The following is a 20,545-nucleotide window of genomic DNA, read 5'->3' as shown; positions in this document are numbered from 1 at the left end:
TTATTTCGCCTCGTACCAGGTATCGCCGATTTTAGTTTCCGCGACTAACGGCACCTTCAGTTCCATCGCGTGCTCCATTCCTTCCTGGATAATCGCGCATAACGCGTCCAGCTCGCTTGGCAGCGCGTCAAAAATCAATTCATCGTGAACCTGCAGGATCATTTTGGATTGCAGGCCCTTTTCGCTGATCGCCTTGTCGATGCGGATCATCGCCAGCTTGATCAAATCGGCGGCGGAGCCCTGGATCGGCGCGTTCATCGCGGCGCGCTTGCCGAATTCGCGGGTCATGTAATTCTTATCATGAATCTCCGGCACTTCCCGGCGCCGGCCCAGCATCGTCGCGGTATAACCGTGTTCCTGGCAGAAGCTGATCACCTGGTCCATGTATTTGGAAATGTTCGGATAGCTTTGCAGATAACGCTCGATGAATTCCTTGGCCTGGGCGCGGCTGATATCCAGCTGCTGGGACAGGCCGAAATCAGAAATGCCGTAGACGATCCCGAAGTTGACGGCTTTGGCCTGGCGGCGATGCTTCGCGTCAACCTGATCAAGCGGAATCTGGAACACGTCGGACGCGGTTTTGGTATGAATATCGACGGCATGCCGGAACGCGTCCAGCAGCCCCTGCTCGTCCGCCATGTGCGCCAGCATTCTTAATTCGATCTGGGAGTAGTCGGAAGCGACCAGCACGTTGCCCTCGCTCGGCAGAAAGGCCTTGCGCACTTCGCGGGATTCCTCGTCGCGGACGCTGATATTCTGCAGATTCGGTTCGGTCGAAGACAGCCGGCCGGTCTGAGTCGCGCATTGATTGTAGATCGTATGGATTCTTCCATCCGGATGAATGTATTTTTTCAAGCCTTCAGCATAAGTGCTGTACAGCTTTTGATATTTTCTGAATTCGAGCAAATCGGCGATGATCGGATGCACGCCCAGCAGCTTTTCGAGCACATCGGCCGAGGTTGACCGCTTCTTCCCGCTGGCCGGCAGTCCCAGTTTGTCAAACAAGACTTCGCCCAATTGTTTCGGCGAGTTGATGTTGAAGGTCTCCCCGGCGGCTGCGTAAATGGCGTCGGTCAGCGCGTCCAGGCGGGCCTGAGTCTGCCGGGCGATATCGTCGAGCGTCTGGGAATCAATCCGGATGCCTTCCTTTTCCATCTTATACAACACGGCGGCTAAAGGCATTTCCACATCGTAAAACAGCGAAACGATTTCCATCTCCTTCAGCTTCGGCTCGCTGTCCTTCCACAGCGCGTCGATCAGCTGGATTTTCTGGGCGCACAGCTGTCGCTGAAGCTGCGGCTCCGGCAGCTTCATCTTGCCCGGCTTGCCATACACCTCATCCATCGTCACCGTTTCCGTCAGGCCGAATTTCTCACGGATCTTCTGATCACTGGTCAGCGTCGAATCGCACAGGAACGCGGCGATCATCGCGTCGATTTTCATTCCATTAATCGTCAGTCCCGCGCCGTCGGCTAAATGCAGGCAAGCCTTGACGTCGTAGACGATCTTGGTCTTTTCTCCCGCCAGATACGCTAACAGCGCTTCATCCTGGCGGACATCTTCGATCGGGATGTAGACAGCCTGGTCCTGATACGCCAGCGCCAGGCCATGAACATCAGCGAAGTAGACTGACGGCTGATCCTGGTCGAGCACCAGGATCGCGTTGTCCTGCAGAAGTGCTTCCGGACAGCGCCGGACTTCCGCCACGGTCAGCGTCGGCTGCGATGCCGGGGCCTCGGCTTCCGCCTGCTCGCTGATCTGGGTTGAAAGCTTGCTTGCCAGCGAGTTCATCTCATAGCGCACATAAAACTGACGCAGCGGCTCCGGCGTGATGTGAAATGTGAATTCTTCCGTTTCAAACGGAATCTCAACGTCGGTCTTGATCGTCGCCAGACGTTTGGATAACAGCGCCTGATCCTTGAAGGCTTCAACGTTATCTTTCAGCTTGCCCTTGAGCTGGTCGGTGTTGGCGATCAGATTTTCTACCGTACCGAACTGTTCCAGCAGCTTCAGCGCCGTCTTTTCACCGACCTTCGGAATTCCCGGAATGTTATCGGAGGCATCGCCCATCAGTCCCTTGAGGTCGCGGATCTGATCCGGCGTGATCCCCATCTTTTCCTTCAGGCTTTCCACGGTCATCTCCTCGATATCGCTGATGCCTTTTTTCATCAGCCAGACCGAGGTCGTCTCGTCGATCAGCTGCAGCATATCGCGGTCAGAGCTGAGCACGTTGATATCCCAGTCCGGATATTTCTTGATCATTGAACCGATGATGTCGTCGGCTTCGATATCCGTCATTTCAAACTGTTTAATCCCCGCCGCTTCCAGATATTCGCGCACGATCGGAAACTGTTCCACTAACGCGTCCGGCGTTTCCTTGCGGCCGCCCTTGTACTCGGCGAACAGCTCGTGGCGGAAGGTGTGCTTGCCCTTGTCGAAAGCAACGAGCATCGCGTCCGGCTGAATGATCTGGACGGCTTTGTTGATCATCATCGCGAACCCGTAAATCGCGTTGGTCGGAATCCCGGTCGACGTCGACATCGGCCGCATAAAGGTTGCGTAAAATGCCCGGAAGAGCATGGAATTTCCATCAACTAACAACATTTTTTTCATGGCTGGATCTCCTTTTGTTTTTAAACTAGATTCAGTTCTTATTTTACCATAAGCCCTGATGAATATCAAAAGAAGCGCAAGCTGGCGCATAAACCGCAGCTCTATCCGTCTAAATCTTAATTGATATTTTCTGTGAATAAATTTCTGATTCTTTAATAGTGTAGGGTTTTGTTGAACCGCGGATGCCCGTCCGGACAGAGTCGATTTTGGGTCTTATCAAAATTGATTCAAACCGACAGATTTTTGTCGTCCGTCATCAGCGGAGGGCAATTCTATGGAGCATTTCCTGGAACTTTTTGTCACTGTGGTTTTAAAAGTCGGTTTGCCCTTGATCGAATGTTCGATCAACTTTCCTGACGGAATTTCAACTTTTTCTCTTCTTTCTGAGTTAATTGAGTTTCTGAATCGTCAATTCCAGAATCACAGCTCCGCTTATCTTTCATTAAGTCCGACTTTTAAAATCCCCATTTTCTCATGTAAAAACGCGAAGGGTACTTTCCCTTCGCGCTGAAATCCAAATTCGATGCGCCGATCAGGCGTCTTCATCCTCGTTTGTGGCCTGATCGTCCGCCGCCGGCTCCTGAACCGCAGGCGTCAGATCGTCCTCCGCCATGCTTTCCAGCTGATTCAGGTTTTCGACCATGATCGACAGATAATCCTTATTATCCTCGCGCTGATCCGCCGATAAGCTCGACAGATTGCTCAAATCCACCCGCTGCAGGTTCAACTCAGTCGAAAGTTGGTCGAACAAAGCAAGCATATCCTCTGTCATGTTCGGTTCATACGCGATATACTTTACGTTGTCCTCCACGATCTTGGTCTTGATGATATCCAGCTGCTTTTCATTCGGCAGCACGCCGTATTTGGACAGAATTACCGGATAGACCTGAATGCCGTATGTCTTCTGCCAGTTGCCGAAGCTGGCGGTCATCGAAACGAATTTAATCGTTTTTTTCTCATTTTTCAGCGTGCTGGACAGACTTTGATATTCGGCGTCCAACCGCACCAGCTCGCTTTCCAGCTGACTGTAATTTTCTTCGAAATAACGGCTTTCCTCGACGTAATTCTCACACAGCCAGTCGCGGATTTCCTTCGCCATGCTCGTCATCGCGATCGGATCCATCCACAACGCCAGATCCTTTTCATTCATGTCGATCGAATCGAAGGCGTCACCCTTGTAATACGCGCTTTCGACAAACTGCTCGACGTCGTTGGCGATGACGCGGGTATAACGTTTAAACGAATAAATCGAATTATTGACAGACAAATCCTTGACCACCGCCGAACTGGCCGAACGGATTTCCGGCAGCACAAGCTGGAAATACGGCTCAAGCTGCCCGATGTGCAGCACTAAATCGGCGTCCTTGACGCGTTCTTTCAAATCGCCGGCCGCCGCGCGCTGGACGATCGTGTCGTCCTGCAGACTCTGGATCTCAATCCGGTCCCCGCCGATCTTTTCCAGCAGATATCCTAATGGATAAACCGTATATACTACCTTTTTCTTATCGGTTGCGCAGCCGGTTAAAGAGGTCAGCAGCAAGCCCAGAAGAACTAGAAGAGTAATTTTCTTTCGCATGGATGTTCCTCGCTTCCTTTTAGGATTATAGCATATTCTGACCTTGAAAAAAACCCTCTTTCCGACAGCCTTTTCGCGTCTGAACTCGCTGTTTAAATCAACCAGCTGCGCGGTTGGGATGAAAGCGGCCCGGCCTTGCCAAAGCGCCGCGTCAGCCATTGTTTTTCATCGAGCAGTCCCCCTGGTTCCAGGATGACGTTATACCGCTGGCGGTATAAATCCTGCTTCCGATGCAGCTTTAAGGGATGAGAACAGGGATGAATCAGGCGGTACAGGTAGAAATGTTCAGCCTGATACGCCCGCTGGCGCCAGCTGATCAGGTTGACGGCGAACAGAAATCCGAACACCCCGAGCGTCATCGGATTACAATTCATCAGTTTAACAAACGCCAGCGGCGTCCCGAGTGCCGATAACCCAATCGTCAGCGCCTGCGCGGTCCGATACGGCAGAAAGCAATGCCACAGCGACTGCACAATCCGTCCGCCGTCCAGCGGATACAGCGGCAGCACATTAAACAGAAAAACCGACCGGTTGATATCCAGCACCCAGTCGAGCATGACCGGCGAAACCCCCCCCAGTTTTGCCAGGCCCCCGTAAAGCAAGGGAATGACACCATGCATCGCCAGCCCGCCGGCCAGAATCACCAGCTCCTCCCACGCGTCCCCATCGCCGAAATGCTCCAGCGTCAGCGCCAGCCCGAACGGCAGGATTGACAGCTGGCGAATCGGATAATGGAAAAACCAGGCCCAGAACGCATGACCGCTTTCATGCAGTGCCAGAATGAAGAAAATGTGGCCGAGCGGCACAGCGGCGTGAGAAAAAAAAGCCAGGGCTGCCACCAGAATGGTAAAACCGCTGACTTTGATTTTAACCGGCATTGCTCATCGCCCGCTCCAGCGTGACCGGCTGACCTTGTTCGCTGAATTCCAGATAGACCGCATCCTGCACCGCCCCCAGAGCCGTACCCTTTAAAATCCGGTCGTTGAGATGGACCTGGACCTCCTGCAGCGCGCCATAGGTCACCAGCACGCCGTTATCCTGCTTCACCATGACGATCGCTCCGCTCTCCTGTTCGCCGATGTATAAGACGACGCCGTCAGCGATGCTCTGCACCTGATTGCCGGAAGCGGGTTTATAATAATGATCCTGAATCAGCTCATAGCTGACCGCCGCCGCGACCGGCTGCTCCTTGCCAAACCACTTTTCAAACGGCAGCCAGGCTGATAAAGACTTTAAATGCAGCTTTTCTGAAAGCACTTCGATCTGTTGGAGGACAGGTTTGGGATCCACCCATTGCTGCTTCTCGTTGATCATCCAGCCTAAACCCAGGCTGGCCCCGACCATCGCCAGCATGGCCAGACCGTAAATAAGGGTAAATAACGGACTTCCCGGCGCTTCATAGGCGCGCGGACCCGGCGTTTTGCGGCGGGCGGATATGCGTTTTCTGATATGTTTGATCTCACTCATGGCTGATCTCCTCCCCTGATACTACTGTATGCGGACAGGCAAAAGAAAAAGAACGGCGAACCGTTCTTTATTCATCTTCTGAAGGCAGCGGATCGTAGCGCTCATTGCGGAAACGCACGAGATTGACGATCACCCGCAGACTCATAAATACCGGGATCGAGATCATGATCCCGATCGGTCCCAGCAGCATTCCGCCCGCAAACACGCACAACAACGTCCACAGCGGCGGCACTTGCGAACTGCGGGAATGCACGATCGGCGCGATGATGTAGGCATCAACCATCGACAGCACGCAGATTCCGCCGATCAAAAACAAAACCTTCGGCAGCGGCAGCGTCAACGAGGTCAGAATGCCGATAAAGTTGGCGACCGTTGCGCCGAAATACGGCACGATCAACCCGATGGAGGTCAGAAGCGCGATCGTGATCGCACTCTTATGTCCGATCAACATGTACAGCAGCGAATATTCGAGGAATTTGATCGCCATCAGCATCAGCAGCGAATGCAGATAACCGCTGATTTCCGCGTTCACCGCACTCAGATAGATCGGCAGTTCCTTGTCGATGGTGCGTGCTAAACTGAAAATCGTCTTGCGGATCTTCTCAAAATCAAACAGCACGTAGACTGAAATGATAAACGCGAACACCGCGTTGGTCAGAAAAGAAAGCACCTTGGAAATCAGCTGCGGCAGCAGCGCCGAGAAGTTCGGCAGCCAGCTTTTCGTATCGTTGAGCAGCGTTGTGATCTGCTGGAAAATCCCGGCGACTAAAATGTTCGGCGCGTTTTCGTTCATTTCCACATATTGTTGATAAAGCCAGTTCAAGCCGGAAATCATGGAGTTGATCAGCTCGGTCGTCTTGTCGTAGACCATCGGCACGACCATCATCAAAATCCCGATCAACAAAGTAAGCATTCCCAGGCAGACCAGCGGAATCGCAATCCTGCGCGACACGCCCTTCTTCTGCAGAAATTCAATAAACGGATGAACGACATACGCGATCCCAAACCCGACTAAAAACGGCGTCAGAATCAGCCGCAGCGTCGTCAGCCAGCTCATCCAGACATTCGAGGTCAGGGAAAGGAAGTACAGAATCAACAGGATCAGCAGCACCTTCAACAGGTTCTTCAGCGACAGCTGTTCCTTAAAGTAGGCGTTCATTTTATGCAGCCATCCCATCCGTCATCCCTCCCCTTGCGTGTCTTTATTTTATCATTATTCAGGTCAAAAGAAAACCGAAACGAACCGGGAAAGACCGCAGCCGAAGGAAAGGAAATAAAAGGAAAGGACAAAAGACGGCTTGTCCTTTGTCCTGATCAGACGATCAATACGATGGGCGGTCAAGCTTAAACTAACGAGGTTCCTCCGTCGACGACGACATGCTGGCCGGTGACGTAGCTGGACGCGTCGCTGGAGAAAAACAGGATCGGTCCGCTGACTTCCCCGCGCCGGCCCGGACGGCTCATCGGGCACTGGGCGCTGTAGCCTTGTAAGAAAGCTTCCGACTTGAACAGTGTGTTCTGCGTCATCTCCGACTCAAACAATCCCGGGCAGACGGCGTTGACCGTAATGTTGAATTGACCATAGGAACAAGCCATGCCCAGCGTCAGGCCGAGCACCGCCGCTTTGGAAGTATTATACGCGTGGCGGATAAACATATCGTTCTTATCGCCGATCAAAGCGTTAACGGAGCTGATGTTGACGATCTTGCCATAGTTGCGGGCCTTCATGTGCGGGATTACATATTTGCACATCATATAGATCCCCTTGACGTTGATGTTCATCGAGCGGTCCCAGTCTTCCTGACTCAGTGTATCGACCCCGCCGCGGACAGCGACGCCGGCATTGTTGAGCAGGATGTCGATCCGTCCGAAGTGTTCGATCACGGTCTGCACGGCTTTTTCAATACTGGCTTCGTCAGTGACGTCGCAGCCGACCGGTAGCGCGTCGATGCCCTTGGCCCGCAGCTCCTCGGCTAACGCTTCCAGCTTATCCTGACGGCGCGCCAATAACGCGACGTTAGCTCCGGCCTCGGCATAGGCTCGGGCCGCATCCGCGCCCAAACCGCTGGACGCCCCGGTGACGACGGCGATTTTTCCTGTTAACTCAAACATCAGTAAATCCTCCTTCCGGACTTTGCAGTCCTCTTGTAATTTCAGTATAACAGGAATTTCAAGATTTGATTTAGGCAATTATTAAAATTTGTCGCAATTTCACAAGTTAATTGATGGACAATGTAAAAACCGGTATTTTTTGCAAATACCGGTGAATTAAATCTCTTATTTTCCGCTTTTCAACGCCCGCATCGAGTTGAGAATCGCCAGCAGCGTCACGCCCACGTCGGCGAACACGCCCATTCCCATATTGCTTTTTCCAAACAGCGTCAGCATCAAGACACCGATTTTTATCGCCAGGGAGAACACGATGTTCTGGCGCAGAATCGCATGCGTCTTGCGGGAAATCTGAATCGCGGTCGCCAGCGCTGCCGGATCGTCCTTCATCAGCACGATATCGGCCGCTTCGATCGCCGCATCGCTGCCCACGCCGCCCATCGCGACGCCCAGATCCGCCCGTGCCAGCACCGGCGCGTCGTTGATGCCGTCGCCGACAAACGCCAGCTTCTTCCCTTCCGGCTGCGCCGCCAGAAGCTTTTCAACCTGTTCGACCTTATCCTGCGGCAATAGCTGCGCATAGACCGTATCGATTCCAATCTGACCGGCAACGGCTTCGGCAACATTACGGTTGTCCCCTGTCAGCATAACGGTATTGCGGATGCCCGCTTGTTTCAGCTGGCGGATTGCAGCCTTGCTTGTCTTTTTGATCCCGTCGCTGATCACCAGCCAGCCGAGATATTCGCCTTCCTGAGCAACATGGATGATCGTGCCGATTTCATCGACCGGCGGACAATCGATTCCGTGCGTCTGCATCAGCTTGACGTTGCCGAGCGCCAGCGTCCGGCCGTCGACTTCCACCTCAACGCCTTGGCCTGAGATTTCCTGATAATTGCGGATTTTCTGATTCTCAATCGGTTTGCTGTAAGCTGCAACAATGGAGCGGGCGATCGGATGGGTGGAATAGGCCTCGCCATAAGCCGCTAATTCCAATAACGCATCCGCTTCGGCATGAACCGGCTGAATCCGGGTCACACTGAACTTGCCCTCAGTCAGCGTTCCAGTCTTATCAAAGACGACGGTGTCAACATCTTTCAAAATCTCTAAGAAATTGCCGCCCTTCACCAGAATTCCCTGCCGGCTGGCGCCGCCGATACCCGCAAACAGACCCAGCGGAATCGAGATGACCAGCGCGCATGGACAAGAGACAACCAGGAACGTCAGCGCCCGGTACAGCCAGACATCAAACGAACCCATTTGAAGCAGAAACGGCGGAATGATCGCGACCAAGATCGCCGCCACGACGACCGTCGGCGTATATACCCGGGCAAACTTGGTGATGAAACGCTCGATCGGCGCTTTTTTAGAACTGGCGTTCTCAACCAGTTCCAGAATCCGCGATACCGTGGATTCGCCGAATTCTTTGGTGACTTTCACCTGCACGACGCCGCTCAGGTTAACCATGCCGGCCAGAATTTCATCTTCTTTCTGCACTTCCCGCGGCAGACTTTCGCCAGTCAACGCGCTGGTATCCAGCGATGTTGTGCCTTCAAGCAGAATCCCGTCCAACGGCACCCGCTCGCCCGGTTTGATCAGAATGGTTTCCCCGATCGCTACGGTTTCCGGATCAACCCGCAGTTCTTTTCCTTCGCGCAGCACCGTCGCATAATCGGCGCGGATATTCATCAGCGAACCGATCGATTTGCGCGAACGGTTGACAGCGTAAGACTGGAACAGCTCACCGATCTGATAAAACAACATAACCGCGACACCTTCCACATAATCGCCGATCGCAAACGCGCCGATCGTCGCCACGCTCATCAGGAAGGTTTCGTCGAACCATTCGCCCTGCAGGACATTGCGGATCGCGCTGTAAACGACTTCCCCGCCGATTAAGATAAAGCTGACCAGGAAAATTAAGAAAGCATAGCTTTGTTCCTGTAAGAAAATCCCGGCAATAAAGAAAACGATGCCGGCCAACAGCTTGGCGTTCTGCCGGAAGAAACCCGGCTGAGCCGCTTCTGGTTCGGGTTCCGTTTTTTTCGAGCCGGTCTTCATTTCCACAACGTCGACTTCCGGTTCCAGTTTCTTAACGACAGCCGTGATCGCTGCAATCAGCTCAGCCCGATCGACAGACGGTTTGGCATCGACAAGCAGCGTTTCCGTGGAAAAGGTAACCGAGGCTTCCCGAACCTGCGGCAGGCCATTCACCGCTCGTTCGATCTTCGCCGCGCAGTTTGCACAGTCCAGACCGGCTAAGCGCAGTTTTAGTTCACCCTTGACCGCCGAATGATCGACCTCTGACATAGCTTCATGGTTGTGACCGCAGCCGCATTCCTCGCCATGATGATGTTCATGACCTTCTTCACAACCACAATGTTCATGATCATGACCGCAGCCGCATTCCTCATCCTCGTGATGGTGATGTTCATGGTCTTCACCGCACTCGCAATGTTCATGGTGATGTCCATGATCGTGACCACAATCGCATTCCTCATCCTCGTGATGGTGATGTTCATGGTCTTCACCACACTCGCAATGTTCATGGTGATGTCCATGATCGTGACCGCAGCCGCATTCTCCCTCTTCGTGATGGTGATGTTCGTGGTCTTCTCCGCACTCGCAATGTTCATGGTGATGTTCATGATTTTCAGTCTGCGGCTGGCGAATGGCGCCATCCTTTTTATCCGTTACTTCCACAACATGAATATCTGGTTCGGCTTTCTTCACCGCCTGGATGATCTGTTCCTTCTTGGATTCGCCCTCAAATTCCACAATCATCTTTTTGTGAACGAAATCGACAGTCACTTCGCTCAAACCTTTGATTTTGCCAACCTGGCGCTCCACCTTCATCGCACAATTCGGGCAATCCAGTTCCGGCAGCGCATACACTTCTGTTTTCATAGATTTTTCCTCCAGCTAAAATGTTGGATGTTCCATCCTTAGGAACAGGGCTGATGAAAACGCAACAGAGATTCTGTTACATATGAACATGTGTTCATGTGTTTTCTGATCACATTATAGACTACTCCTATTGTGTTGTAAATAGAAAAAAATATTTTTCTTTCTTTTTTTGCTTCCTTCACTTTCCTCGCTCATTTCATCTTTAATGCGAAAAAAAGACCGCCGCGGCGGTCCTCAACCAAATAATTTCTGGATGATATTTTTCTCTTTGAATTTCGGCAGCGCCGCTTTCTCGCCCAACAGCCGCTGAGCGATCACGGTGTAGCATTGCGAAGTGATCGTGCTGCGCTTGAACGCCATCGGCACACCGCGGTTGTTGCAGGCAATCAGGTTTTCATCCTCATAAACTAACCCGATGACTTCCAACCCCAGCCAGTCCGCCGCTTCCTTGACGCTTAACGAAATGCCTTTTTCAATGTAACGGGGATTGACGCGGTTCATCACCAGCCGGATCGTCGTCTTGCCTTCCTTTAACAAGATCCCGATCACGCGGTCGCTGTCCTGCAGGGCCGCGATATCCAGCTGCACGACGACTAACGCTTCATCCGCGCAGCACATCGCGTATTGGAAACCGCGCTCAATTCCAGCCGGCGAATCCAACAGGATGAAATCGAACTGATCCTGCAGCTGATCGATTACCGTCGTCAAATCTTCCAGCTTTAACCGGCCGATATTGACCGTCCGGCAGGCCGCCATGAGAAAAAGATTTTCACAGCGCTTGTCCTGGATCATCGCCCGGCTCAGAGGACAGCGGCCTTCGACCGCGTCCTTCAAATCATAGAACACGCGGTTTTCCAAGCCCATCATCACGTCCAGATTCTTCAAGCCCAGATCCATGTCAATCATACATACTTTTTTGCCTAATGACGCCAGCGCGATGCCGAGGTTGGCGCAGACCGTCGTTTTGCCGACGCCGCCCTTGCCGCTGGTGATCATGATTACCCTTGCCACACTTCTTCCTCCTTCAAACTCAGACTTATGCATCTCTGATTCTCATAATACACACAGACTTTCGCGAAATTTGTCAGAATCTGCCAGTCGCTGTCTGAAATCTTGACGCGGGCATGATCCAGTCCCATCGCGATCAGCTGGCAGGCGGGATCGAGCAGACGGATCTGCCCGGCAACTGTGCCCAGGACGATCAACGGCCCGCTGCCGCGCATTTCGATCTGAATCGGCTGGCGCACATCGTGAAGCAGTACGGCCGCGCCTTCCAGCTGGATCAGTTCGCCTGCCCGCAGCGGTTCACGGATCACGGTCAAATTGCCCGGGACTTCCGGTTTCTTCTGGATATAAAGCCCCCGGCAGACGCAGCCGGTTGCCTGCAGGATCTCAAACAGCTGTTTCAGCCGTTCCGCACCCGGATCGCTGTCAAAAAAAACTTCGGCCGGATGACCGTCGCGGGTCTTCAGCAGCCGAAGCTTGGCCTCCAGCTCGACGGCCTGATCCTGCCATTGGCGGCAGTCCATGCGAATCGTGAGTCCGGAGTTTTGTCCGATTATTTTAACTGTTCCCATCTGAGCTTCTCCCCTTTTCTGCGGATTGACTCCCGCCGGATCTGCAGGGTCTGCCGCTGATCATTCATCCAGATCACAAGCAGGATCGGCGCCAGGTTGCCGACGAGCGTCGTCACCAGACGCTTGCTCAGCCATGTCATCAGCGACATCGCCGACAGATTGCTTGCGGTCATATAGAAGTATATCAGAAGCTCTTTGACGAAAATGATCGAAAGTAAGAGAATCATCAGTTCTAATAACGAAGAACTGATATGCTTGCTCCAAATATGAATCAGAAACGCGCACGCCATGCACACCAGCGAGCTGAGCATGAAGTGATCGGCGTTGAGAAAATCAAATACCATCCCCGCCGCAAACGCCATGAACAGCGAATCTAGAAGATTTTTCTGCCGCACCGTCAGCATCAGCGCACAGAAGCCCGTACAGGGAATGAAAACGGAATGATTCAGTGCGAAATCAAACGGAAACAGCGTGGTGAGAATCATGTCGGCAATTAAGCCAAGACCGATGAAGGCAGCTTCATAAATCATTGCGAAGCCCCCTGGCGGCGAACGACACAGACATAGTTAAACGATTGAAAATCCGCGGACGGCCGGACGTAAATATTCATGCCGACCGCATTGCTCAGCTCCTCGACCTTACTGACCGTGCCGACAAGCAAGCCGGAAGGAAAGACGCCGCCCATACCGCTGGTCACGACGCGCATCTCTTCCGTAACGGTCGCGCCGGAAGTCAACAGCTGCATCACAAAAGCCTGTTCGTTGCTGTCATATCTCACCAAAATGGCATCGACCGTTTTCCCTTCGTCAATCTCAATCTTTACGGAAACCTTATTCAGGCCGTCTTCCGCAGTGATCAGCTTCACCGTCGAAGTGTGTTCGTTGACCTTCGTCACCTTGCCGACCAATCCCTTCGGAGTGATCACGGCATAGTTTAACCCGACCCCGTCGGCGCTGCCGACGTCGATCGTCAACAGGTTATTCCATGCCTCCTGGGTGCGCGAAAGCACAGTTGAAGGAATCAGATCGTAATCGGAAACGATCGTTTTCAAGTCCGCGATCTGTTTCAGCTCCTCAATCTGCCGCTCGGCTTCCGCCAGCTGCCCCTGCAGCGAAGCGATCTGATCGACCTGAGTGCGAAGCAGGTCGTTTTCCTGCCGAACCTGCCACAACCGTGAAAACGAGGTAAAGAAATCCGTCACCGTCGTGACCGGATAATCAATCAACGAATATTTAAGCATGGAAAAGACGTTATACCCCTGCCGGCTGATTTCACTGAACGGGGTCGTCACGCTGACGACGTTTAAAATTAACGACAAGGACAGCGAAATGCCGATCAGCCAAAGCAGTATTTTTTGAAAACGATTCAGTTTCATTTTATCACCTGCGTCTATTATACGGTGATTGCCCCCGAACTTCAATCTAATAATCCGTGGGCGCGGAAGCTGAAATACTGCGTGGTTCCGACGATTAAATGATCCAATAGCTCGATTCCGATCAGCTCGCCGGTTTCTTTTAAGCGCTGGGTAATGATCCGGTCGGCCAGACTTGGGGTCAGATCCTGGGACGGGTGGTTATGCACGACCAACACGCGGCAGGCCGAGGCCAGCAGCGCTTCCTTAAACACCTCGCGGGGATGGACGATGCTGGCATCCAGCGTCCCTTTGAACAACAGCCGGTGTTCTAAAATGTGGTTTTTCGCGTCGAGATAGATCGCTAAAAAGTGTTCCTGCTGCTTGCCGCCGATTTCCCGTCCCAGCCAGGCCATCAGCGCGTCCGGATTGGCCACGACGTCAATCTCGCGGGTTTGTTCCTCGCTGATCCGCCGTGCCAGCTCGAAACACGCTAAAATCTCCAGGCCGCGGACCTGGCTGATGCCTTTGATCTGCATCAGCTCTTTGAGCGTCAGCCGGGACAGGCCGCGGACGCCCTGACTGCGCTGAAGCAGCTGGTCGGCGATCATCAGACTGGACGCTCCCGGCACGCCGCTGCGTAAAATCAGCGCCAGGATTTCCTTGTTGGAACAGTGCTCAATTCCCTGGTGCAGCGCTTTTTCGCGCGGCCGTTCCTCACAGGGCATTTCTCTTACGGTTGTGATGTACATCCCTCCAATACCGATGCGGTCTGACCTTGGCTTAGCTGCTGGCGTTGGGTTTCGTTCAGCGAACAGGCGCGTTCCATCCATTCGTAATCCAGATCGATCATCCGTTGGCGGCACTGGCGGGTGACTTCCGGATCCAGACTGACGCCGACGGCGACGATCTTGTATTCACCGCGCGTATAGGTTACGGGCGTAAATCCATCCTGTTCTAAAAACGCTGTCAGCTCGCGCACGGAGCTTTCCTGCGCGAACACCCCGGCCTGAATCCAGCTCAGCGACGATGATCCCTGATCGTCGGAAATCACCGGCGCCGCTGATTCCGGCTGCGTGCCGGGCGTAACGGTGACCTCCAGCGAATCCTCGGGCGCCGAGCTTGTTTCACTGATCCGCGCAAACAATCCGAAATACAGAACGCAGAAGCCCAGCGACAACAAGACGGCCATCATGGTTACAATCGAACTTTTTTTCATTTGGCTTCACCTCTGGTATCAGCCTATGAAAAACATGACCCGTTCAGTCAGACCGCTCACTTACAATATTCGCTGAAAATTCGATTTTGCCTGCCTTAAAAACGAAAAAAAGGAGATTTTTTCCTATTTTTCTCCTTTTTCCGTGTTTTCTTTCTGAAACAAGCTTGTTTTTAAGGCTTCCGGGTCGGCGGACGCCGCCAAGGCCAGCGTGATAATCCGCGCTAGCAGCGGTTCGATTTTCTCCGGTTTGCCCTGGTGATCGTCAAACTGAACCTGTTCGATCAGCTCCGCGCTGGTCACGGCCAGTTGTTTGATCGCACTATATCGTTCCATGCGCGCGCTCCTTTTCGTTCCGTTCTAAAATCATCGCCACGGCCTGGGCAAACGCGCCTTCCTCGCAGCTGCCCAATACGTGATCAACCTGTTTTTTAACCACCTCCACGGCATTGGACGGCGCAAATGACAAGCCGGCTTCCGCTAACATTTCCCGATCGTTGTTGCCATCGCCGATCGCCGCCAGCGCCTGCAGCGGAATACCGTGACGACCACACAGCTGCTTCAACGCCAGCGCCTTGTGCACGCCTTGCGGTGTAACGTCGAGAAAGCCCGGACCGGAGCGCGTCAGGGTCACATCCTTCAAGACGGCGCGGGCCTGAAATTCAATGTCATCCAGCTGCTGCGGATCGCCGGTCAGTCCCGCCATACATGCCGGTTTTGTCATGTAGGAAAAGAAATCGGAACCGACGACGAGAAAATCAATTCCGACGACGGTGCGGTCGCTGTCTAATGAAGCGTCGTAGCCGTCAGCGATCATCAGATCTTCCTGCTGCACCGCCAGCGTCACGCCTGGATGCGCGTCGGAAAACTGCTTCAGCGTTTTGATTTGATCGAGGGTTAAGCTGTGCAGCACCGTACGGATACCATGGCGGCAGTCGATCAGCTCCGCCCCGGCGGAGGCGATGATCATTCCGCCTTTTTCGCGCATGCCCAGCTGCGCTTCCAGTTTACGCACGCCGGCATAGATCCGGGCCGTCGCAAGAACCAGCTCGACGCCCTGACTGCGCAGTGTATCCGCCGCCTTCAGATTTACCTCAGGAATTGCATAGGTTTGATGCGAAAATAACGTGTTGTCGATATCAGACGCTAACATTAAGATCATTGACTTCGCTCCTTACTTCAGTTTTTGCACGGCTGCCCCTGGACAGGATCAATCGATCGTATCTCTCCTTTTCACTATATCATAAAACCCCGCCGGCGCGAAGCCCTGCACTTCCCTCAAATGTAAAAAATCCTGAAGCTTTAATCAAAGCAGTCAGGATTTCTTGATTCTGTTTTAGGCAACGATCTCGCCATTGATCAGAACCGTGCGGACCGTCGTGAACATTGCCAGCGGATCGCCGTCGGTGATGACGATATCCGCGTCTTTGCCGACCTCTAACGAACCCACCCGGTCAGCGATGCCCAGATGCTTCGCCGGATTGATCGTGATCGCTTTCAACGCTTCGGTGTGATCCATCCCGGATTTGACTGCCAGTCCCGCCGACATCGCCAGATATTTTAACGGCACGATCGGAGCGTCGGTCACGATCGAAACCTGCAGCCCGGCTTTGCTTAAAACGCCCGGCGTCGTAAACGTCATGTTGCGGATTTCAAACTTACTGTTGGCGTGCAGATTCGGCCCAACGGCCAGCGGTACGTTGGCCGCCTGCAGCTGGGGCAGGATAAACTGACCTTCCGTCACGTGTTCCAGCGTCAGCTTCAGATCAAATTCCTTCGCGATCCGGATCGCCGTGCAGATATCATCAGCCCGGTGAGCATGCGCTTTGAGCGGCAGCTGTTTGCGTACGACCGGCAGCATCGCGTCCAGCTTCATGTCGAAAGCCGGGCGTTTGCTCGGATCCTGACGGGCTTCGCTGAGCTTCATTGAATATTCGTTCGCTTTAAACAACAGCTCGCGCAGCTTCGCCGCCGTCGCCATCCGGGTGTTGTTGTTTTTCCCCTGGTAGCAGCGCTTTGGATTTTCGCCGAAAGCGCACTTCATCGCGACAGCTTCCTTGACGATCATCTCGTCGACGCAGGTACCAACGGTCTTCACAGCCGCAAACGTACCGCCGACCACATTCGCACTGCCCGGCCCGGTGCCGATTGTCGTGACGCCGGCCGCGGCCGCTTCCTTAAACGAAGGATCGAACGGATTGATCGCGTCAATTCCGCGAAGCTGAGGCGTGATCGGATCCGTCGATTCGTTGGTGTCGTTGCCCTCGAAGCCGATTCCGTCTTCATACAGACCGATGTGGCAATGACAGTCGATAAAGCCCGGGTACACCTGCAGACCTGTCGCATCGATGATCTCGCAGCCTTCCGGAACCGTTAGGTGTTCCCCGATCGCCGCAATTTTTCCGTTATCAATTAAGATATCCGCAATGACCGGGCCTTCGCCGGCCATCGTGGTAACCGTCCCGTTTTGAACTAACCGCATCCCTTACGCCACAACCTTTCCGTCGATGATGACGATTTCCGGCTGTGCCGAAACCTCAAAGCAGCTGCCTTCCATGACCAGGATGTCTGCGTCCTTGCCGATTTCCAGCGAACCGACGCGATCCTCAATGCCGATATGCTTGGCGGCGTTGATCGTGATCGCTTTCAACGCATCCCACTCCTTCATGCCGGATTTGATCGCCAGTCCGGCACACAGCGGCAGATACTGCTGCGGAATTACCGGCGAATCGGTAATGATCGAAACCTGGCAGCCGGCGTTCGCCAGAATACCCGGGGTTTCAAACGTTTTGTTGCGCAGCTCAAATTTGCTCGCATGGGTCAAAGACGGCCCGACCGCCATCGGCACCGGTTCATCCTTCAGCTCGTCGACGATCAGGTGACCTTCCGTCACATGCTCCAGCGTGATCTTCACGTTGAATTCCTGCGCGATCCGCAGCGCTGTGAAAATATCGTTGGCCTGATGGGCGTGCGCCTTCAGCGGCAGCTCGCCATGCAGTACCGGCCGCAGCGCTTCCAGCTTCATATCGTAAGCCGGCAGCTTGCTTTCATCGCTGCCCGCGGCCAGCACCTTCCGGTCGTATTCTCTGGCCTTCAAAAGCATTTCGCGCAGCTTGGATGCCGTCGACATCCGGGAATAGTTATTCTTATCTTTATAACAGCGCTTCGGGTTCTCGCCAAACGCGCATTTCATCGCGACTTCCTTTTTCACGATCATCTTATCGACGCGCTTGCCGACCGTCTTGATCGCCGTGAACGTACCGCCCAGCACATTCGCACTGCCCGGTCCGGTGCAGACGGTTGTGATGCCGGCCAGCGCCGCTTCACGGAACGTCGGATCCATCGGATTGATGCCGTCGATCGCGCGCAGCTGCGGCGTCAGGATATCCGTCATCTCATTGCAGTCGTCGCCCTCAAAACCAATCCCGGAGCCGTCCAGGCCGATGTGGCAATGCGCCTCGACAAAGCCTGGATAAACGTTTTTATCCGTCGCGTCGATGATCTCGCAGTCCTGCGGCACGATCAGATTCTTACCGATCGCCGTGATCTTGCCCTTGTCCGCCAGTACGTCCGCAATATACGGTTCCTCATGAACCGCGTCGTGCACCCATCCGTTTTTAATACAAATCATAGTTCGCCCTCATTTCTTTCAATAGGTTCATTATACAAAATTTTACAAAAAATGAAAGCAATAAAAATAGAATTTCATCACTTTCATTTTATTTACATTCAATTCAAAGAAGCATGACATTCCCTTGCTTTCGATCTTGTTTCCCCTAACATTTTCACCTTGCAGATGAACGATTTCCCAAAGATCGTTCCAGCGCGTGGGTAAACAATTCCAGAAAGCGCGGAACATCCGCGTCGATCGCCATCTGGTGATCCTTTTGCGGATCGTTCAGCCGCGTCAGATCAGCGACGGTCCGGCCCCGCCCGGCAGCCTCTTCCAGTTCGACCTTGAGGTTAACCGGCATCGTTGCCATCAGATCCGGATGCAGCGCCGCCGCGGCCGCCAGCGGATCATGAAGCGGACATCCGGCCAGACGCCGCTGATCAGTCTTGTAATAATCAAGATAGAACTGCATCAGTCCGCCGACCAAATCCGCCGCCGGGGTCTTCAGGGCGCGCAGATGATCAATATGAGCTTGATCGTATAGCGTCTTTAATGTCACATCTAAGCCCACCAGCACTAACGGCAGACCGCTGGCAAACACCTCGGCCGCCGCTTCCGGATCGACGCGGACATTGGCTTCCGCAAACGGTGTTTCATTTCCCGCCACTGTCAGCGCCCCAGCCATGCAGACAACCCGGCCGATCTCGTTTTTGAAGTTTGGATTCCGGCGCAGCACCTCCGCCAGCGTCGTCAGAGGCCCGGCGGTCAAAAGCGTCAGTTCTGATCCATGCCGGCGGGCAGCTTCCAGGATGAATTCTACCGCCGGCTGCGGCTGAACTAAATCCGGATCCGGTTCAATCTGAGCCTGACCGAACCCCTGTTCGCCATGCACGACGCGGCACATTGCCGTTGGTGCGAAGTCCGTTTGCGTCAGGGGATGCGCCGGCCCGGCGTAGATCGGGATATCAGTTCGTCCCAGCGCTTTTAACAAGGTTTCCGTATTCTCCAGCGCCTGTTCCCGAAACACGTTGCCGTAGGTGCAGGTAACGCCGATCACTTCCGCCATAGGATCGCCCAGGGCATAGCTCAGCGCCAGCGCGTCGTCGATACCAGTATCTAAATCCAGGATTATTTTCATCACGAATCCTCCTTGTTTTTCTGTTTCCATTTTATGCCTGTTCCTGAACCACCGCAAGGTCAGATCGATGTAAAGAACTGGCATTTCTTTGTTCTTTAAAAAAGCGCTTGGATATAAAAAGGTACGGCAGGATAAAGCTTCATTAAATGCTTTATCCTGTCTGCTTCTTTGTATGGATATTCTGCCTACCCGAAACCGAGTACAAACCTATAAAAAATAAGGCTTTTTCTATTCTATATCATACTCTAACCGAGTATATGAAATCGTTGTATCGACAAGATAATGAACTTGATTTCTGTTCATTCCATAGAATTCTAAGTATAGACTATTTTCAATTAAATTTAAGTCGTCAACGAAAATAAATACAACTGATCTAGATTTATAATCTGTTTCAAATTGCTTCAATATTGTCGCAGCTATTTTCTCATAATAGGCATCATCTAAATTTCTATCTTTTTTAGCTAAAACGATAGAGACGTTGAAAAACTCTCCGCCTGTCCAAAATAAAGATTTGAAGTCGCAATTTAAAAGAGAACGGACAAATTCTTTATTCTTTTCTGTAAGAGATACTCTTTCCTGTAAATCCAGTAGTTCAGTTTTATCTTCTATTACATTTTTAATAATATTCCTTTCCGGACTTAACTGATGTGTGTTATAGAAGTGATAAAAAGAATCTTCAAAACTGATTTCGAATAAATAATTTATCTTCGATTTGTCATTTTCTTTTAAATAAGAGGCGCCGATCAGATTTTCTACGTTTACATTGATTCCATAGACTTTGTTATAGGCTTCTGTAATGAGGGTTGGCAATTCTTCGATTTCATATTCAACAGGCGAGAATTTAGAAATACTTATACATCCAGAGAAAGTAGCTAATAACACTACAAAAACTAATATTTTTTTCATTTTTCCTCCATGGCCATATAGAACTATTTCATTTTTGCTTTTGTATTCAATTTGCTGTATACTCGTCACCCTCGC

At 52.6% G+C, this 20,545-nt stretch carries 19 protein-coding genes; all 19 read right to left on the bottom strand.

Annotated features, from left to right (window positions below; genetic code table 11):
- On the bottom strand, positions 1 to 2,613 hold the full coding sequence (gene polA / locus HOLDEFILI_RS07795; RefSeq protein WP_039864317.1) for a DNA polymerase I: 2,613 nt from the start codon (positions 2,611 to 2,613) through the stop codon (positions 1 to 3).
- A 532-nt stretch (positions 2,614 to 3,145) separates the two neighbouring features.
- Positions 3,146 to 4,189, bottom strand: a complete 1,044-nt coding sequence (locus HOLDEFILI_RS07785; RefSeq protein WP_006059024.1) for a metal ABC transporter solute-binding protein, Zn/Mn family — start codon at positions 4,187 to 4,189, stop codon at positions 3,146 to 3,148.
- A 92-nt stretch (positions 4,190 to 4,281) separates the two neighbouring features.
- Positions 4,282 to 5,067 (bottom strand): zinc metalloprotease, encoded by a 786-nt coding sequence (locus HOLDEFILI_RS07780; protein WP_006059023.1) that lies wholly within the window; start codon positions 5,065 to 5,067, stop codon positions 4,282 to 4,284.
- Entirely contained in the window at positions 5,057 to 5,656 is a 600-nt protein-coding gene (locus HOLDEFILI_RS07775; RefSeq protein ID WP_006059022.1) for a peptidoglycan DD-metalloendopeptidase family protein, read from the bottom strand. The genes HOLDEFILI_RS07780 and HOLDEFILI_RS07775 overlap by 11 nt, the downstream gene beginning before the upstream one ends.
- A gap of 67 nt (positions 5,657 to 5,723) precedes the next feature.
- Positions 5,724 to 6,833 carry an AI-2E family transporter gene (locus HOLDEFILI_RS07770; RefSeq protein ID WP_006059021.1) on the bottom strand — a complete coding sequence of 370 codons (1,110 nt, stop codon included), beginning with the start codon at positions 6,831 to 6,833 and terminating at the stop codon, positions 5,724 to 5,726.
- A gap of 167 nt (positions 6,834 to 7,000) precedes the next feature.
- On the bottom strand, positions 7,001 to 7,768 hold the full coding sequence (locus tag HOLDEFILI_RS07765) for an SDR family NAD(P)-dependent oxidoreductase (protein WP_039864314.1): 768 nt from the start codon (positions 7,766 to 7,768) through the stop codon (positions 7,001 to 7,003).
- Between the two features lie 165 nt (positions 7,769 to 7,933).
- Positions 7,934 to 10,669 carry a heavy metal translocating P-type ATPase gene (locus HOLDEFILI_RS07760; protein ID WP_039864313.1) on the bottom strand — a complete coding sequence of 912 codons (2,736 nt, stop codon included), beginning with the start codon at positions 10,667 to 10,669 and terminating at the stop codon, positions 7,934 to 7,936.
- 234 nt (positions 10,670 to 10,903) lie between these two features.
- A complete protein-coding gene (minD, locus tag HOLDEFILI_RS07755; RefSeq protein ID WP_072684233.1) occupies positions 10,904 to 11,680 on the bottom strand; it encodes a septum site-determining protein MinD in 777 nt (258 codons plus the stop codon).
- Entirely contained in the window at positions 11,668 to 12,246 is a 579-nt protein-coding gene (locus tag HOLDEFILI_RS07750) for a hypothetical protein (protein ID WP_039864311.1), read from the bottom strand. The genes minD and HOLDEFILI_RS07750 overlap by 13 nt, the downstream gene beginning before the upstream one ends.
- Positions 12,228 to 12,776 carry a hypothetical protein gene (locus HOLDEFILI_RS07745; RefSeq protein ID WP_006059013.1) on the bottom strand — a complete coding sequence of 183 codons (549 nt, stop codon included), beginning with the start codon at positions 12,774 to 12,776 and terminating at the stop codon, positions 12,228 to 12,230. The genes HOLDEFILI_RS07750 and HOLDEFILI_RS07745 overlap by 19 nt, the downstream gene beginning before the upstream one ends.
- The gene (gene mreC / locus HOLDEFILI_RS07740) at positions 12,773 to 13,621 is read right to left on the bottom strand and encodes a rod shape-determining protein MreC (RefSeq protein ID WP_039864310.1); all 849 of its coding nucleotides are present in this window, start codon (positions 13,619 to 13,621) and stop codon (positions 12,773 to 12,775) included. Before mreC ends, HOLDEFILI_RS07745 begins: the two co-directional genes overlap by 4 nt.
- A 41-nt stretch (positions 13,622 to 13,662) precedes the next feature.
- Positions 13,663 to 14,349, bottom strand: a complete 687-nt coding sequence (gene radC, locus HOLDEFILI_RS07735; RefSeq protein WP_006059011.1) for a RadC family protein — start codon at positions 14,347 to 14,349, stop codon at positions 13,663 to 13,665.
- Positions 14,331 to 14,816: a hypothetical protein gene (locus HOLDEFILI_RS07730; RefSeq protein ID WP_006059010.1), complete on the bottom strand. Its 486-nt coding sequence runs from the start codon at positions 14,814 to 14,816 to the stop codon at positions 14,331 to 14,333. Before HOLDEFILI_RS07730 ends, radC begins: the two co-directional genes overlap by 19 nt.
- A 123-nt stretch (positions 14,817 to 14,939) precedes the next feature.
- Complete coding sequence (locus HOLDEFILI_RS07725; RefSeq protein WP_006059009.1) at positions 14,940 to 15,149, bottom strand: hypothetical protein; 210 nt, start codon at positions 15,147 to 15,149, stop codon at positions 14,940 to 14,942.
- Positions 15,136 to 15,975 (bottom strand): HAD family hydrolase, encoded by an 840-nt coding sequence (locus tag HOLDEFILI_RS07720; protein WP_006059008.1) that lies wholly within the window; start codon positions 15,973 to 15,975, stop codon positions 15,136 to 15,138. The genes HOLDEFILI_RS07725 and HOLDEFILI_RS07720 overlap by 14 nt, the downstream gene beginning before the upstream one ends.
- A 174-nt stretch (positions 15,976 to 16,149) precedes the next feature.
- Complete coding sequence (locus HOLDEFILI_RS07715) at positions 16,150 to 17,295, bottom strand: amidohydrolase (protein ID WP_006059007.1); 1,146 nt, start codon at positions 17,293 to 17,295, stop codon at positions 16,150 to 16,152.
- Positions 17,296 to 17,298: 3 nt separating this feature from the next.
- On the bottom strand, positions 17,299 to 18,444 hold the full coding sequence (locus tag HOLDEFILI_RS07710) for an amidohydrolase (protein ID WP_006059006.1): 1,146 nt from the start codon (positions 18,442 to 18,444) through the stop codon (positions 17,299 to 17,301).
- A 154-nt stretch (positions 18,445 to 18,598) separates the two neighbouring features.
- Positions 18,599 to 19,564, bottom strand: coding sequence for a nucleoside hydrolase (locus HOLDEFILI_RS07705; RefSeq protein ID WP_050766943.1), 966 nt, complete (start codon positions 19,562 to 19,564; stop codon positions 18,599 to 18,601).
- 228 nt (positions 19,565 to 19,792) lie between these two features.
- Positions 19,793 to 20,545: hypothetical protein (locus tag HOLDEFILI_RS07700; protein WP_006059002.1), on the bottom strand; the 753-nt coding region annotated here is incomplete at its 5' end.

The sequence above is a fragment of the Holdemania filiformis DSM 12042 genome (assembly GCF_000157995.1).
Classification (GTDB): domain Bacteria; phylum Bacillota_I; class Bacilli_A; order Erysipelotrichales; family Erysipelotrichaceae; genus Holdemania; species Holdemania filiformis.
Note: the sequence above shows the minus strand (reverse complement) of the source record. Positions and strands in the feature narration are given on the sequence as shown.